This window comes from Hyphomonas sp. (assembly GCF_013823385.1).
Taxonomy (GTDB): Bacteria; Pseudomonadota; Alphaproteobacteria; order Caulobacterales; family Hyphomonadaceae; genus Hyphomonas.
This window is the reverse complement of sequence record NZ_PNMA01000001.1, coordinates 1-14174: the sequence shown is the minus strand read 5'-3', so window position 1 is coordinate 14174 and position 14174 is coordinate 1. Positions and strand designations below refer to the sequence as shown.

Genomic DNA, 14174 nt, shown 5'->3' with positions numbered 1-14174 from the left:
TGATAGCCACTGCGGTTGCGATCGCAATGGTCATCAGTCTGTATCTTGCGCCCAAGCTGCGCGAAGCCGAATATCAGGCGGCGCTGGAACGCCAGCGCGAGGCCCGGAATGTCGTCGCCGCCGCTTCCGAGCCCACCTCATCCATCCACACCCGCGCCGCCTTCATCGAACGGGAGGCTGATGGCCATTATTGGACCCGCGCCGACGTTCAGGGCACCGAAGTGAAATTCATGGTGGATACGGGCGCGAGCATCGTTGCTCTCACCTTCCGCGATGCTCAGCGCCTCGGGTTGAACCCGGAAACGCTGACCTATGATTCGGAAATCCGCACAGCCGGCGGCGTCACCTATGGCGCGCCGGTTACCCTCGACAGTATCCGCATTGGCCGCGTGGAAGTGGCGCGCGTCAACGCCGTGATCCTGCGCAGCGAACTGGAACAGTCCCTGCTGGGCATGACCTTCCTCAGCGAGCTCAACTCCTACGAGTTCCGCAAGGGCCAGCTGATCATACGCCAGTAATCGGCTTGCCGTCTGCGCCGCGGCCAATACCGATCTCCCAGGCAAAGCGCTGCTCGTCGCCTGCCCAGCGCGCATAGGCCACGCGGCCTTCCAGCCCCACAGCCTTCATCAGATCCCTGTACCAGTTCTCAGTGCCAGCGTTCAGCCGCTGCGGATGGACGCCCCAGAGCAGGCAGGCCTGCCGCAGGCGCTGATCGTCCAGCGACCCGTAGAGGATCGGCACGCTGCCGCGCACCCGCGCAAACCGGGCAAGCCGCTCGAATGCCCCCGTGCGCAGGGCCAGGGCGGCGGCCCCTTCGGCCTCGCCCATGGCCAGCGCCGTCTGGGCCACGACATCGATGGCGTTGGGCACCGGGGCGTCTCCGCAGAACTCGCCCAGCGAGCGGCGGTAGTCCTCTGCCTCTTCCGTCGCGCGGATGATGCGGGACATGATCGCCACCGCCGTAGCCGGATGCCGGCCGACAGCGGTCTCCGCTGACAGCATCACGGCATCTGCGCCCTGATAGATGGCGGTGGCCACATCGGAAGCCTCCGCGCGGGTAGGCGCCGAATTCTCGATCATCGATTCGAGCATCTGGGTGGCCACGATGACCGGGCGCCCCTTGGAACGGGCGGCACGCACTATCCGCCGCTGGATGACGGGCACCTCCTCGGGGGCAAACTCGACCCCAAGGTCACCGCGCGCAACCATGACGGCGTCTGCGGCCTCAACGATGGCGTCGAGATTGGTGATGGCAGCGGGCTTCTCCAGCTTGGCCACCAGCGGCGCGCGACCCGCGATGATGTCCTTCACCTCCTGCACGTCTTCAACCGTCTGGACGAAGGAGAGCGCAACAATGTCCACCCCGATTTCCAGCGCGAATAGAAGGTCCGCGCGGTCCTTCTCCGTCAGCGCACGTACGGGCAGCGCCTTGCCGCGCACGGTGAAGCCCTTCTTGTCGCCCAGCTTGCCGGGTACTTCGGCGCGCACGCGGGGCTCGCTGCCGCCCTGCACAACCGTGAAGATCAGCTTGCCATCATCGGCGAGGATCGTGTCGCCCTCCTCCAGGATGGCGACAATCTCGGCATGGGGCACGGGGATGGTTTCCTCATCCGCTGCACTTTCGCCCACAACGATACGATACTCCTTGCGGAAGCCGAGCTTCAGCGCGCCGCCTTCGAATTTGCCAACGCGCACTTTAGGCCCCTGCAAATCTGCCAGCGTCGCCAGCGGCCAGCCGACAGCGGCCTCGGCCGCACGCACGGCGTTCAGCGCTTCCTGATGGGCAGCATGTTCGCCGTGGCTGAAGTTCAGCCGGAAAACATCGACGCCTGCCTGCGCCAGCGCGCGCACTTCCTTGAGCGAGCGGCTGCCCGGCCCCAGCGTGGCGATGATCTTGGCGTTCTCGCCCTGCAGCTGGGTTTTCGTCATCGGGTAATTCCTTTGTTTGCGGGCGCGTCAAGCAGTTTGGCTACAACGACTCTCGGCATCCGCGAAACCCTTCTCGGGCGAAGCACCTCATCCCGCCTGCAACAGGATGCGGGGCTTACAACTTGTTGCCATTTTCCTGGAGAGATTACGACAGGTTTTAGAACGAAAAATCCCATCATTTCAGCCACTTAGCAAACCGGGAAATTTACCTTTCCCCGCTATGCACACCCCAAGGCGCGCTGCAGCGCGCACTACAGAACAGAGGATATGGCATGCAATTTGGTGAGCTAGATGTTCAGCATGTTCCCGCGCTTCGCGCGGATGGACTATGCCGCGACGCAATAGACTTCTTTGTTGCCAACCCGAAACTCAGGCTGATCGCCGCTGTCGATGCTACCGGACGCCCGGCCGGGGCGCTCACGCGCTCGAAAATCGTCTCCAAAGCCGCCAGCCAGTTTGGCAGAGCGCTCTATGATGCGCGCCCGCTGGCGGAGTTCATGGAACCGCCCCGCTTTGTCGTCGGCACAGACCAGAAAGTCGCCGACATCGCCAAGCAGCTCGCAGCGACCGACCTGACCAATGCGCCTGACGGCTACATCCTTGTGGATCATCGTGGCCGCTATGCAGGTATCGTGGACGGACTGTCCGTGCTCCGCGCACTCCTCAAGCTGAACATGCAGCTGGTGGATGAACTCAATTCCGAAGTCGCCGTCCGCTGTGAAACCGAAAAGGAAGCCCGGCGCCTCGCTGATACGGATACTTTGACCGGATTGAACAACCGCAGACTGTTTATTGAAGGGGCAGACCGTTTCGTTGAGGATCGCACCCCCGGCTGGCTCGTCTATGTGGATCTCGACCGGTTCAAATATCTCAACGACAGATACGGCCATGCAGTCGGCGACGACGCTTTGAAGGTCACCGCGCGTCGCATACAGGAATGGCATCCCGGCGCACTGGCAGCCAGGCTCGGCGGCGACGAATTCGGCATACTGATAGATGCGGCACGCCTCGAAGGCAGCCCCGAAGAGGCTCTGACCCGGCTGCACGCCTCGCTCTGCGTGCCCTTCCCGTCCAAGCCCGGCGCTGTCAGTGTCGGCGCCTCCATCGGCGCGGCCGAATTTCCTGGTGACGCAGCGACACGGTCCGAATGGCTCCACGCAGCCGACAAAGCCATGCAGCGCGCCAAGGCCGATCATGGCGGCGTGCGCCTGTTTGATCCCACCATCGATATTGCCGAGGCCAAACAGGCCCGCCTCACGGAGTCCCTTCAGGCCGCCGTTTCGGAAAACCAGATATGTCCGGTATTTCAGCCTTTCTATTCGGTCGCAAACGGGCAGTTGGCCGGATTTGAAGTCCTGGCCCGCTGGCATGGGCCTGATATCGGCTTCATACCCGGCCCTGGTGAATTCATTCCGCTGCTTGAGCGCCTCGGCCTGATCGACGACATGTTCTGGGGCGTCGCCGAACAGGCCCTGCTTGCCTGCAGGAACATGCCTTCCCACCTGAAGATCGCACTCAATGTCTCCCCGATCCAGTTTGCCAACCGCCTTTTCCCGGCCCGGCTGGCGGCGCTGGCGTCCCGCATCGGTGTTCAGTGCAGCCAGTTGGAAATCGAGATCACTGAAACGGCCATGTTCCGCGACATGACACACACGGTGTCGGTGCTCCGTGATCTGAGCGATATGGGTATGTCCATCGCGCTTGACGATTTCGGGACCGGCTATTCCTCCCTGACACTGGTGAAGGAATTGCCGCTCACCAAACTCAAGATCGACAAATCCTTCATCCAGTCGGCCCAGAACTCGTCAAGCTCTGACAAGATCGTATCGGCCGCCATCGGCCTCAGCCAGGCCCTGGACATCCTGTGTTGCGCAGAAGGCGTTGAAGACGCCGCCACACTCGAACGCCTCCGGGGCATGAACTGCGATCTCGCCCAGGGCTTCCTGTTCGGCAGGCCGGCGGCGGACTTGTTTGGAATCCGCAGCCAGGCCCTCAGCGCAGCGGGCTAGGCCACCGCTTCAGCAACCACAAACGGATCATAGGAGAGGATCGGCGCAAGCCAGCGTTCGGCCATCCGCATTTCCCATCCCTTGCGGGCGGCGTAGTCCGCCACCTGGTCCCGGTCGATCCGTCCGACGGCGAAATACACGCTCTTCGGATGCGAAAGATAAAGTCCTGATACGCTCGAAGCGGGCATCATCGCATAGCTGGAGGTCAACTCCACGCCGATGCGCTTGCCGGCTTCAAGCAGGCTAAACAGGGTGCCCTTCTCGGTATGGTCGGGCTGGCAGGGATAGCCGGCCGCCGGGCGGATGCCCTGATATTTTTCGGCGATCAGTTCGTCGGTCGACAGCGCCTCATCCGGCGCATAGCCCCAAAGCTCCTTGCGGACCTTCTCATGCATGTATTCGGCCATCGCTTCGGCAAACCGGTCAGCCAGCGCCTTCACCATGATGGAGGAATAGTCGTCCCCCTTCGCAGCGAACTTCTTGGCGATCTCTTCAGCCTCCGGGCCTGCTGTCACACAGAAGCCGCCGATCCAGTCATCCCCCTGCGGGGCGACAAAGTCCGCCAGCGCAAAGTTTGGCTGGCCATTGTCCTTCATCATCTGCTGGCGGAGCGTCAGGAAGGTTTCGCCGCTGGCGAGTTTCACGTCGTCCCCGGAAGAATTGGCCTTCCAGAAGCCGACCACGGCTTTGGGCTTCAGCCAGCCTTCGCCGACCAGCTGTTGCATCATCGCCTGCGTGTCCCGCCACAGGCTTGACGCGGCCTCGCCAACGATCTTGTCTTCAAGGATTGCGGGATAGCGGCCCGCCAGATCCCAGGCCGAGAAATACGGTGTCCAGTCGATATAGCGCGCCAGCGTGCCCAGATCGATGTCTTCGAAAGTCCGTACACCCTCATAGGAGGGTTTGGGCGGCGTATAGCCTGCCCAGTCGAACTGAAGCCTCGCGGCGCGCGCCTCCGCAATCGGCAAACGCGGCTTGGGCGGGCCATCCTTGCGGGTCTCGCGCATCCGCTCATACCGGGCACGCACTTCGCTCAGGAATACCGGCCGGTCATCGTCGCTGAGCAGCGTACTGACGACGCCCACGGCGCGGCTGGCATCAATGACGTGCACGACCGGTGCAGACCGGATCGCCGGCTCGATCTTCACTGCCGTATGTGCCGCGCTGGTGGTGGCCCCGCCAATCAGCAGCGGCTGCACCATGCCCCGGCGCTGCATCTCGGCCGCAACATAGACCATCTCGTCAAGGCTCGGCGTAATCAGGCCGGAGAGACCGATAATGTCGGCTTTTTCCTTCACAGCGGTATCGAGAATCTTCTCGGCGGGGACCATCACGCCCAGATCAACGATCTCATAGCCGTTGCAGGCTAGCACCACGCCGACAATGTTCTTGCCGATGTCGTGCACATCGCCCTTCACCGTCGCCAGGATCACCTTGCCGTTGGACTTGCGCTCCAGGCCCAGCTCTCGCTTTTCCGCTTCCATGAAGGGCTCAAGCCAGGCCACCGCCTGTTTCATCACGCGAGCTGATTTCACCACCTGCGGCAGGAACATCTTGCCGGACCCGAAGAGATCCCCCACCACATTCATGCCTGCCATCAGCGGGCCTTCGATGACATGCAACGGACGCGCCACGCTGAGGCGGGCTTCTTCCGTATCCACATCAATAAACTCGGTGATGCCATGCACCAGCGCATGCTCCAGACGCTTGGCAACCGGCAGTTCACGCCAGGCAAGATCCTTGACCTGAACCTTGCCCTTCTGGCCCTTGAAGCGCTCGGCGAGTTCCACCAGCCGGTCGGTCGCGTCGCTGCGGCGGTTGAGGATCACATCCTCCACAGCCTCGCGCAGCTCCGGCTCGATATCGTCATAGATGTCAAGCTGGCCGGCATTGACGATGCCCATGTCCATGCCCGCCGGGATGGCATAATAGAGAAACACCGAATGCATTGCCCGGCGCACCGGCTCATTTCCCCGGAAGGAGAAGGAGACGTTGGAGAGGCCGCCGGAGATGTGGCAGCCAGGGCAGGTCTCGCGGATCACGCGCGCGGCTTCAATGAAGTCCAGCGCGTATGTGTTGTGCTCCTCGATACCGGTGGCCACCGCGAAGACGTTGGGATCGAAGATGATGTCTTCCGGCGGGAACCCCACTTCTTCGGTCAGGATACGGAAGGCCCGCTGGCAGATCTCTATCTTGCGGGCTGCCGTATCGGCCTGCCCCTGCTCGTCAAACGCCATCACCACAACAGCCGCGCCATAGGAAAGACAGGCGCGCGCCTGCTCGCGGAATTTCTCTTCACCTTCCTTCATCGAGATGGAGTTGACGATCGGCTTGCCCTGCACGCATTTCAGGCCTGCCTCGATCACCTCCCATTTGGAGGAGTCGATCATCACTGGCACGCGGGCAATGTCGGGCTCGGCCGCGATCAGGTTCAGATAGGTCGTCATGGCCTGCACACCGTCGAGCATGCCTTCGTCCATGTTCACATCGATCACCTGCGCGCCGCTCTCCACCTGCTGGCGGGCAACCTCGACCGCATCGGCATACCGCCCTTCGGTGATCATCTTCCGGAAAACGGCTGATCCGGTCACGTTGGTGCGTTCCCCGACGTTGATGAAAGTGGCTCTTGCCTGTGTCATTTGCGCGACCTTCCGCGATCCAGCGGCCAGTTGCCATCGGCGAGCGTGGCGAAACCGTCCGTCTTCTGATTATAGATGTATACCCAGGCCTGCTCGCCCGTCTCCGCGCCTGCCTCGTCGAGAACAGGCACCTGCCGGCGCAGGTAAAGCGATGTGGCGGGGTCATCCGTCACATCTTCAAATTCGTCCATGGCCGGAATGATGCCTGCATCCTTCACGCGCCAGCGCACGCCATGGCAAAGCGTTTCGCCCGCCACCACGCCCGGAAAACCGCCCAGATCGAGCATCGCGCCACGAAACCGGCATGGCCCGAGAAACTCCCCGGCCACATCCAGTCCCAGCTGGTTTGGCGCGCCCGCTGCGCCCTGTTTCAGGAGGCCGTAGAAGATGAAAAGGTCTCCGGCCTTGACATCCGCTTTCGTCACGACGCCACCGTAAACGGCTCAAGCCCTGACAAGCGCATGGCGCGCGGCAATTCCGGCACATGGCGCGGCGCAGACGATTTCACCGCTTTGGCAATCGCTGCGATATGCCCCGGCGAGGTGCCGCAGCACCCGCCCAAAACGTTTACCAGGCCGCTGTTTGCCCATTCCTTGAGATGCGCGGCTGTCTGATCCGGCGTCTCGTCATACTCCCCAAAGGCGTTCGGCAGGCCGGCATTGGGATAGGCAATGACGCGCGTATCGGCGACGCGGGAGATGGAGGCGATATGCTGGCGCATCAAGTCTGCCCCCAGCGCGCAGTTGAGGCCCACGGCCCAGGGCCTGGCATGGCGCACGGAGTTCCAGAAGGCCTCAGCCGTCTGCCCACTGAGGGTACGTCCAGAGGCATCCGTGATCGTGCCGGAAATGATGATCGGCAGGTCGATGCCCTTGTCCTGGCGCAGGTCCAGCAGCGCCTTGATCGCCGCCTTGGCATTGAGGGTGTCAAACACCGTCTCGATCAGGAACACATCGATGAATGGCGCCATCGCTTCGGCCTGCTCGTAATAGGCGGCGCGCACATCATCAAACGTCACGTCCCGGTAGCCGGGATCGTTGACATTCGGGCTGAGCGACAGGGTCTTGTTCGTCGGCCCGATGGCGCCCATCACGCCCACAGGGCGGCCAAGCTCCGCCTCTGCCTTGTCGGCAACTTCCCTGGCAATCCGCGCGCCTTCACGGGCGATCTCCGGGGCAAGTGCCTCCATCTTGTAGTCCGCCATGGCGATGGTGGTGGCAGAGAAGGTGTTGGTTTCCACAAAGTCCGCCCCCGCATCAATATACCGGCGGTGGATTTCGCCTATGACATCCGGGCGCGTGAGGTTCAGCAGATCGTTGTTGCCTTTCAGCGGGATGGCCCAATCAATAAACCGGCTGCCGCGGAAGTCTTCTTCCGTCAGCTTGAAGTTCTGGATCTGCGTGCCCATTGCGCCATCGAGCACGAGGATGCGCTCATTGGCGAGTTTCTCGAGCGCCTTGAAACGGTCTTTGCTGTTCATGGCTCAGGCTGCCTTTGCAGATTGGGGATTGAGGCCGAGCAGGCGGCAGGTCGACAGGGCAAGCCCCGCGCGGTTTAGCGTGTAGAAGTGAAAGTCCTCCACGCCCTGCGCCTGCAGCTTGCGGCAGAGATCGGCGGCCACATTCGCAGTGACGAGATCGCGGGTTTCCTCGTCCTCGTCCAGCCCTTCATAGAGCGTGTGCAGCCAGGCGGGGATCGACGCGCCGCAGAGGCCGGCAATGCGCTTGAGGCCATTGAAGTTCGGCTGCAGCATGATGCCAGGCACGATGGGCATGGTCACCCCGCCCGCCCGCGCCTTCTCCAGGAAAGCGAGATAGACTTCCGGCTCGAAGAAGAACTGCGTGATCGCCCGGTCTGCGCCCGCGTCCTGCTTGGCCTTGAGGAAGGCGATTTCCGCGTCCCAGCCCCGGCTTTCGGGATGAAGCTCCGGATAGCAGGACACCGAAATCTCGAAACATTTGCCCAGCTCGGGGCGATGCTCCCTCAGCCCACGGATAAGATCGACCGAGTCTGCAAAGCCGCCCGGATGCGCCTCGAATTTGGCGCCCATACCTGCAGGGGGGTCGCCGCGCAGGGCCACGATATGCCTCACGCCCGCCTGCCAGTATTCCTCGGCAACGGCGAGCACTTCCTCTTTCGTCGCCGAAACGCAGGTGAGGTGCGCAGCCGGGCGCAGCGCCGTCTCTGCAACAATGCGGCGCACCGTGTCATGCGTGCGTTCGCGGGTTGATCCGCCCGCGCCATAGGTCACCGAAACGAAGGCTGGCGCCATCGGTTCCAGCCGCTTGATGGTTTCCCAAAGACGCGCATTCATCGCCTCTGTTTTCGGGGGGAAAAACTCGAACGATACGCGTACGGAATTTTCGGCGGTTGGTGATTGGATGGCCGGACGGGTCACGCGGCTTTCTCCCGGACTGAGGCAGGCTTGGTTGCCCGCCAGATATTGACAGTAAGGCCCGGCGTGCCGTTTTCCGGCGGCGCAAAGCTTTGCGGTGCCTCAAGGCTGAGGCCGGCTTTGCTGGCCCAGCTGGCCAGCGCATCATGGCGCACGCCCAGGCGGTGATGCCCATGTTCAGTACGCAGAAACTCAAGATCATGCGGGGCAAAATCGATCACCAGCAGCCGGCCGCCGGGCACAAGCACCCTGCCCGCCTCGGCAATCGCATCGGCTGGCGTGTCGAGGAAATGCAGCACCTGATGAATGATCACCAGATCAGCGCTGGAATCGGCAAACGGAACAGCCGTCACATTGCCGAAACGGACACGGGCATTGCGCGCATTGGCGCTTTCCAGATTGGCCCGCGCAACCGTCAGCATACGGTGGCTGAAATCGATGCCTTCGGCCTCTGCCGCCCGCGGCGCAAACAGCGCCAGCATACGGCCGGTGCCGGTTCCAAAATCGATCATCCGGTTGAAGGGCCCGGCTCCGGCCAGGTTCAGGAGGGCAGTTTCGATGGCTTCATTGGGATAATGCAGTCCGCGCACCGCGTCCCAGGTCTCTGCAATGCTGGAGAAATACGCCTCGGCCGAGGCTGCACGGCCTGCCATAACCATGCGCAGCCGCTCAAGGTCTGCCTCGATCTCCGGAACATCCGGGCCGAGAGCATTGAACAGGGCGTCCAGCAATTCCTTGCCAGGGCCACTGCGCGCGGCGCGATAGAACACGAATGCCCCTTCCGGCAGGCGCTCGGCCAGGCCGGCTTCAGACAGCGCCTTGAGATGGTGTGACAGGCGGGGCTGGCTCTGTTCCAGCACCTGGACAAGCTCCCCCACCGAGAGATCCTGATACCGCAGCAAGGCAAGCAGGCGCAGCCGCGTTGGCTCGCCCGCAGCCCGCAGCCGCTCAAGAAGTCCGTCAAAAGCATCGCTCATGCAAATCATATAAACGAACTTTTATATGATTTGCAATCCATGTTCGGAACCTGATCTAAACCGGTTCGTTAGAGTTGGTAATGAATATGGCATGAAAGACACGTTCCCAGCCATTTTTCGGGGCGTCAGGTTGAAGCAGGAAAACCACATGCCATCTCTCTGCCACGCTCATTCACTATCTTAGTCATCACCTGTTGACTTATTCCGAACTTCGCAGCATAGGCAGGTCAACAGCTGATGACTTACTCCTCCCAGAAGCCACAATTGCCTGCCACCGTCCGCCGTATGTCGTCACTTCAGGAATATTGACTGCATGAAACCCGCCCTCCCCGGTGCCGCACTGCTTGCGGTTGCACTTGCCGCCTGCGCTTCGACACCCGCTGCCGGCGCCAATGACATTGCGGACCCGTATGAGGGCTTTAACCGCAAGATGTTCGCCTTCAATAACGGGCTCGACAAATACGCGCTGGACCCGGCCGCAACCGCCTACAAGACGGTAACCCCCGAATTTGCCCGCGACCGGGTGACCGACTTCCTGCGCAACCTGCGCGGCCCGGTCATCTTCGCCAATGACGTGCTTCAGGGCGAGCCAGACCGTGCCGGAACGACCTTCGCCCGCTTTGGAATCAACACCACCATCGGCCTCCTCGGCCTGTGGGACGCCGCCACACATATGGGGCTCGACCGTCACAACGAGGATTTCGGCCAGACGCTCGCCGTCTGGGGGGTGGAAAGCGGCCCTTACCTCGTTCTGCCGGTGCTGGGCCCCACCACACCGCGCGACCTGACCGGCTTTGGTGTGGACCGCGCCATCGACCCGTTGACCTGGGTACAGCTCGACAATGACGATGACACAGACCTCGCCATCCGCGCCGGCCTCGGCATCGTCGGCGCCCTCAATACCCGCGTGAGGCTGGAAGACCAGATCAACACGCTGAATGCTCAACCCGAACCCTATATTGCCCTTAGACGGATTTATTCATCTTCGCGTCAGGCAGAGATTCTTAATGGGAGGGTGAACGAAGCCACCGCCTATGATGACCTCCCTGATTTCGACGCATTCGACGATTACGACGACGAACTGTTCGGAGATGAAAATGTCGGGGCCGCCCCTGAAGAGGAGTAACACAGTGAAGCGTTTCATCCTTCCGGTCCTTATGGCCGCAACCCTGTCGGTAAGCGCCCTTCCCGCCTTCGCGGACGCGAAGACGGAGGCTTACGTCAAGAAGAACGCCAACGAAGTTCTGTCCACGCTCAACAACCCCGCCCTTTCCGCCAAGGAACGGACGGAGAAGTTCAGCGAGTATATGGACCAGTTCGCCGATTTTGATGCGATCTCGAACTTCGTGATCGGCAAATACAGCCGCCGCTTCAGCGAGGCTGACCTCACCCGCTATCGCAAGGCGTTCCGCGCCTACGCCATGGCGGTGTATGAGAACGAACTCGACGCATATCGCGGCGAAGCTGTGACCGTGCGCAATTCTGTCGACCGCTCGCCGACCGATTCGATCGTCAACACGGTGATCAAGCGCCAGGATGGCAAGGACATGGACGTGCGCTGGCGCGTTCAGGGCAAGGAAGGCAATTACCAGGTTGTCGACGTTGCCCTCAACCTTGACGGCAACCTGATCTGGCTCGCCATTGAGCAGCGCGCCCAGTTCATTGCCCTGCTCGACCAGAACAATGGTTCGGCCGATGTGTTGATCAACAAGATCAACGCGATGACCGCCGACATCAAGACACGCAAGCGCAGCTGATCGTTTCAGCCGCTGGCCAACGCAAAACGCCCTGACCATCGGTCAGGGCGTTTCTTGTTTGGGCAGACCGTCAGACCTCAGGGCGCCGGGGCGGGCGGCATGGTGAAATTGATCGGGGCGCCGGGGCCAAGGTCGATGCCGAGATAGAACCAGCCGACCGTGAGAATGACGCCCGTGAGGAGCAGCCAGACCGAATAGGGCAGCATCAGTGCCGTGAGGCTGCCGAGGCCGAAATCCTTCTGCCAGCGCTGGGCGAAGATCAGGATCAGCGGGAAATAGACCATCAGCGGGGTGATGATGTTGGTGGCCCCATCCCCGACGCGGTAGGCGGCGGTTGCGCCTTCCGGCGAGACGCCCAGCAGCATCAGCATCGGCACCAGAACCGGCGCCATCAGCGCCCATTTGGCCGAGGCCGAGCCGACGAAGAGGTTCAAAAGGCCGGTGAAGATCACCATCAGACCCAGCACGACCGGCAGCGGCAGGCCGCTCGATTCGATCGCGTTGGCGCCGTGAACGGCGGTGATGAAGCCAAGGTTCGACCAGCCGAACATGGCGACGAAATGCGCTGCCGCAAAGGCAAGGACGAGATAGTAGCCCATATCCTTCATCGCTTCGGCCATCATGGCGACGAGATCGCGGTGATTTTTCACCGTTCCGGCCGCCGCGCCATAGGCCCAGCCCGCAAACAGGAACAGCAGGAAGAAGGCCGCCACCAGCGACTGGTAAAGCGGCGCCAGCGTGGCGTGGACGGAGCAATCGCCCGTTTCGATCGTGCCAGGCGCGCAGGCCTCTTCATTGATCAGCGGCGTGCCGGGGCCGAAGGTCATGAAGACCCAGAGCAGAATGACCGCGAGGCTGGCCAGGCCGGCATAGAGGATGCCCTTCTTCTGGCCAGGCTCCAGCGGTTTGTCCTCATCGCCGAAATCCTTCGCCTGCTGGGCCGTTGGCACCCATTTGCCAAGGCGCGGCTCGACGATCCTGTCGGTGACGAACCAGATCAGCGGCAGATAGATCACCATCAGGACCGCGATGAAGAACCAGTTGCCGGCGATGTTGACGTGAAGGCTGTCGACGAGGCCGGAGTTATCCACAGCCTGCTGGGTGATGCCGAAGAGGAGCGCGTCGAGCTGGCCGGGGGTGATATTGGCGGAAAAGCCGCCCGAAACGCCCGCAAAGGCCGCCGCAATCCCGGCAATCGGATGGCGCCCGGCCGCAGCATAGAGAATGCCGGCGAGCGGGATCAGCACGACATAGCCCGCATCCGAAGCGTGGTTCGAGATCATGGCAATCAGCGCGACCACCGGCGTCAGCAGGAAGGCCGGCGCGCCGCGGACAGCCGCCCGCATCCCGCTGGCGAAGAGGCCGGACCGCTCGGCCACGCCAGCCCCCAGCATCACGATCAGCACATAGCCCAGGGGGTGAAAGTGGGTGAAGGTCTTGGGCATATCGACCCAGAGCCGCTGGATATTCGCCGCCGACAGGAGGCTGTCGGCGCGCACGACGACTTCGGAGCCATCCGGGTTGAGCTGGGTCGGGTGCGGGGCCGAAACGCCGATGGCGGCGCAAACAACCGAAAGAAGAACCAGGCCGCCGATCAGATAGAAAAAGAGGAAAACCGGGTCTGGCAGTTTGTTGCCTGTTCTCTCGACAAATCCGAGAAAACCTTTCTGCGCAGGCGCCGTATTGCTCTCACTCATTCGAACTCTCCCAGTTTCCCAGGGCGAACTGTGCGGATCAGGCGCCCGAAGGCAAGGGTTTTTGTGCCATAATTGCAGCGGAACGGGCCAAATTTCGGGAGAGGCAGCGCGGAGGGCCGGAACGCGCGGGGGCGCGGCCGGTGTAGCGTTTTTGCGGAGAGGGGCCCCACCCTATCCCTCCCCATGAATGGGGAGGGGACCTGTTGCGTGGGGGGAGAGGTTGAGTTTCGGCGGAGGGCGACTTTTCCCCTGGGCGCGACTTGCCCCCTCCCCGCTTGCGGGGAGGGTTGGGGTGGGGCTCGGTGAGGCTAGGAGGTGTCAGGGTGTGGGGCTCCCCCCTCCGCCCCTGCGGGGCACCTCCCCCGCAGGCGGGGGAGGAGAACAGCGTGCGGCGGGTAGGTTTCGTCCGTTGGAGGAGTTTTGGCGTCTTCCGAGAAAATGCTAGCGAGGTTTGGAGAGATGTGACTTTCCCAGACGGGATCGTCCCAGCTCGGTTTGACCGCCTTGGGTTTCTTGTAAGCCCGCCAGTAGTCGCCGACCTGGACGATATGGACATGGCCCCATTTGGAAACCGAGATCAGGAGGGTCCTGAGTTCCTTGTCCTGACGTTTGAAGATCCAGCGCAGCTGCAGCCAGAGGTACGGCCAGAAGACTGGCAGCACATGGGCATAGAGGCGGGCGGCGATCTGGGGCGACATGGGAAGGAGTATACCTCCGTTCCCGGAGGGGGTGGATGAAATTCCTGGAAATCGCCTAAGTGCTGCAGGTTTG

12 protein-coding genes are annotated in these 14174 nt (G+C 62.1%); 4 read left to right on the top strand and 8 right to left on the bottom strand.

Annotation, left to right across the window (positions count from 1 at the left end; genetic code table 11):
• The first annotated feature begins 26 nt into the window (after nt 1–26).
• A complete protein-coding gene (locus tag C0456_RS00060; RefSeq protein WP_291047189.1) occupies nt 27–518 on the top strand; it encodes a TIGR02281 family clan AA aspartic protease in 492 nt (163 codons plus the stop codon).
• Here C0456_RS00060 and pyk read toward each other — a convergent pair.
• On the bottom strand, nt 505–1929 hold the full coding sequence (gene pyk, locus C0456_RS00055; protein WP_291047188.1) for a pyruvate kinase: 1425 nt from the start codon (nt 1927–1929) through the stop codon (nt 505–507). The two genes, C0456_RS00060 and pyk, sit on opposite strands and share 14 nt — an antisense overlap.
• A 272-nt stretch (nt 1930–2201) precedes the next feature.
• On the opposite strand from pyk, the gene C0456_RS00050 reads away from it, so the two are divergent.
• Nucleotides 2202–3938, top strand: coding sequence for an EAL domain-containing protein (locus C0456_RS00050; protein WP_291047187.1), 1737 nt, complete (start codon nt 2202–2204; stop codon nt 3936–3938).
• Here C0456_RS00050 and metH read toward each other — a convergent pair.
• Genes metH through C0456_RS00025 form a run of 5 tightly spaced genes read right to left on the bottom strand, consistent with a single transcriptional unit; the run spans nt 3935 to nt 9949 of the window.
• Entirely contained in the window at nt 3935–6577 is a 2643-nt protein-coding gene (gene metH, locus C0456_RS00045) for a methionine synthase (protein ID WP_291047186.1), read from the bottom strand. The genes C0456_RS00050 and metH overlap by 4 nt on opposite strands.
• Entirely contained in the window at nt 6574–7002 is a 429-nt protein-coding gene (locus C0456_RS00040) for a gamma-glutamylcyclotransferase (RefSeq protein WP_291047185.1), read from the bottom strand. The genes metH and C0456_RS00040 overlap by 4 nt, the downstream gene beginning before the upstream one ends.
• Nucleotides 6999–8057: a homocysteine S-methyltransferase family protein gene (locus tag C0456_RS00035; protein ID WP_291047184.1), complete on the bottom strand. Its 1059-nt coding sequence runs from the start codon at nt 8055–8057 to the stop codon at nt 6999–7001. The genes C0456_RS00040 and C0456_RS00035 overlap by 4 nt, the downstream gene beginning before the upstream one ends.
• 3 nt (nt 8058–8060) lie before the next feature.
• Nucleotides 8061–8975, bottom strand: a complete 915-nt coding sequence (gene metF / locus C0456_RS00030) for a methylenetetrahydrofolate reductase [NAD(P)H] (protein ID WP_291047183.1) — start codon at nt 8973–8975, stop codon at nt 8061–8063.
• On the bottom strand, nt 8972–9949 hold the full coding sequence (locus C0456_RS00025; RefSeq protein ID WP_291047181.1) for a metalloregulator ArsR/SmtB family transcription factor: 978 nt from the start codon (nt 9947–9949) through the stop codon (nt 8972–8974). The genes metF and C0456_RS00025 overlap by 4 nt, the downstream gene beginning before the upstream one ends.
• Nucleotides 9950–10262: 313 nt before the next feature.
• Here C0456_RS00025 and C0456_RS00020 point away from each other — a divergent pair, with 313 nt between their 5' ends.
• Together C0456_RS00020 and C0456_RS00015 are read left to right on the top strand one after the other, a co-directional pair.
• Complete coding sequence (locus C0456_RS00020) at nt 10263–11075, top strand: VacJ family lipoprotein (protein WP_291047180.1); 813 nt, start codon at nt 10263–10265, stop codon at nt 11073–11075.
• Nucleotides 11076–11079: 4 nt separating this feature from the next.
• Nucleotides 11080–11706 carry an ABC transporter substrate-binding protein gene (locus tag C0456_RS00015; protein WP_291047179.1) on the top strand — a complete coding sequence of 209 codons (627 nt, stop codon included), beginning with the start codon at nt 11080–11082 and terminating at the stop codon, nt 11704–11706.
• A gap of 77 nt (nt 11707–11783) precedes the next feature.
• On the opposite strand, the gene C0456_RS00010 is transcribed toward C0456_RS00015, so the two are convergent.
• Together C0456_RS00010 and C0456_RS00005 are read right to left on the bottom strand one after the other, a co-directional pair.
• Nucleotides 11784–13403, bottom strand: a complete 1620-nt coding sequence (locus C0456_RS00010; RefSeq protein WP_291047177.1) for an AbgT family transporter — start codon at nt 13401–13403, stop codon at nt 11784–11786.
• Between the two features lie 308 nt (nt 13404–13711).
• Nucleotides 13712–14101 (bottom strand): hypothetical protein, encoded by a 390-nt coding sequence (locus C0456_RS00005; RefSeq protein WP_291047176.1) that lies wholly within the window; start codon nt 14099–14101, stop codon nt 13712–13714.
• Nucleotides 14102–14174: the final 73 nt, after the last annotated feature.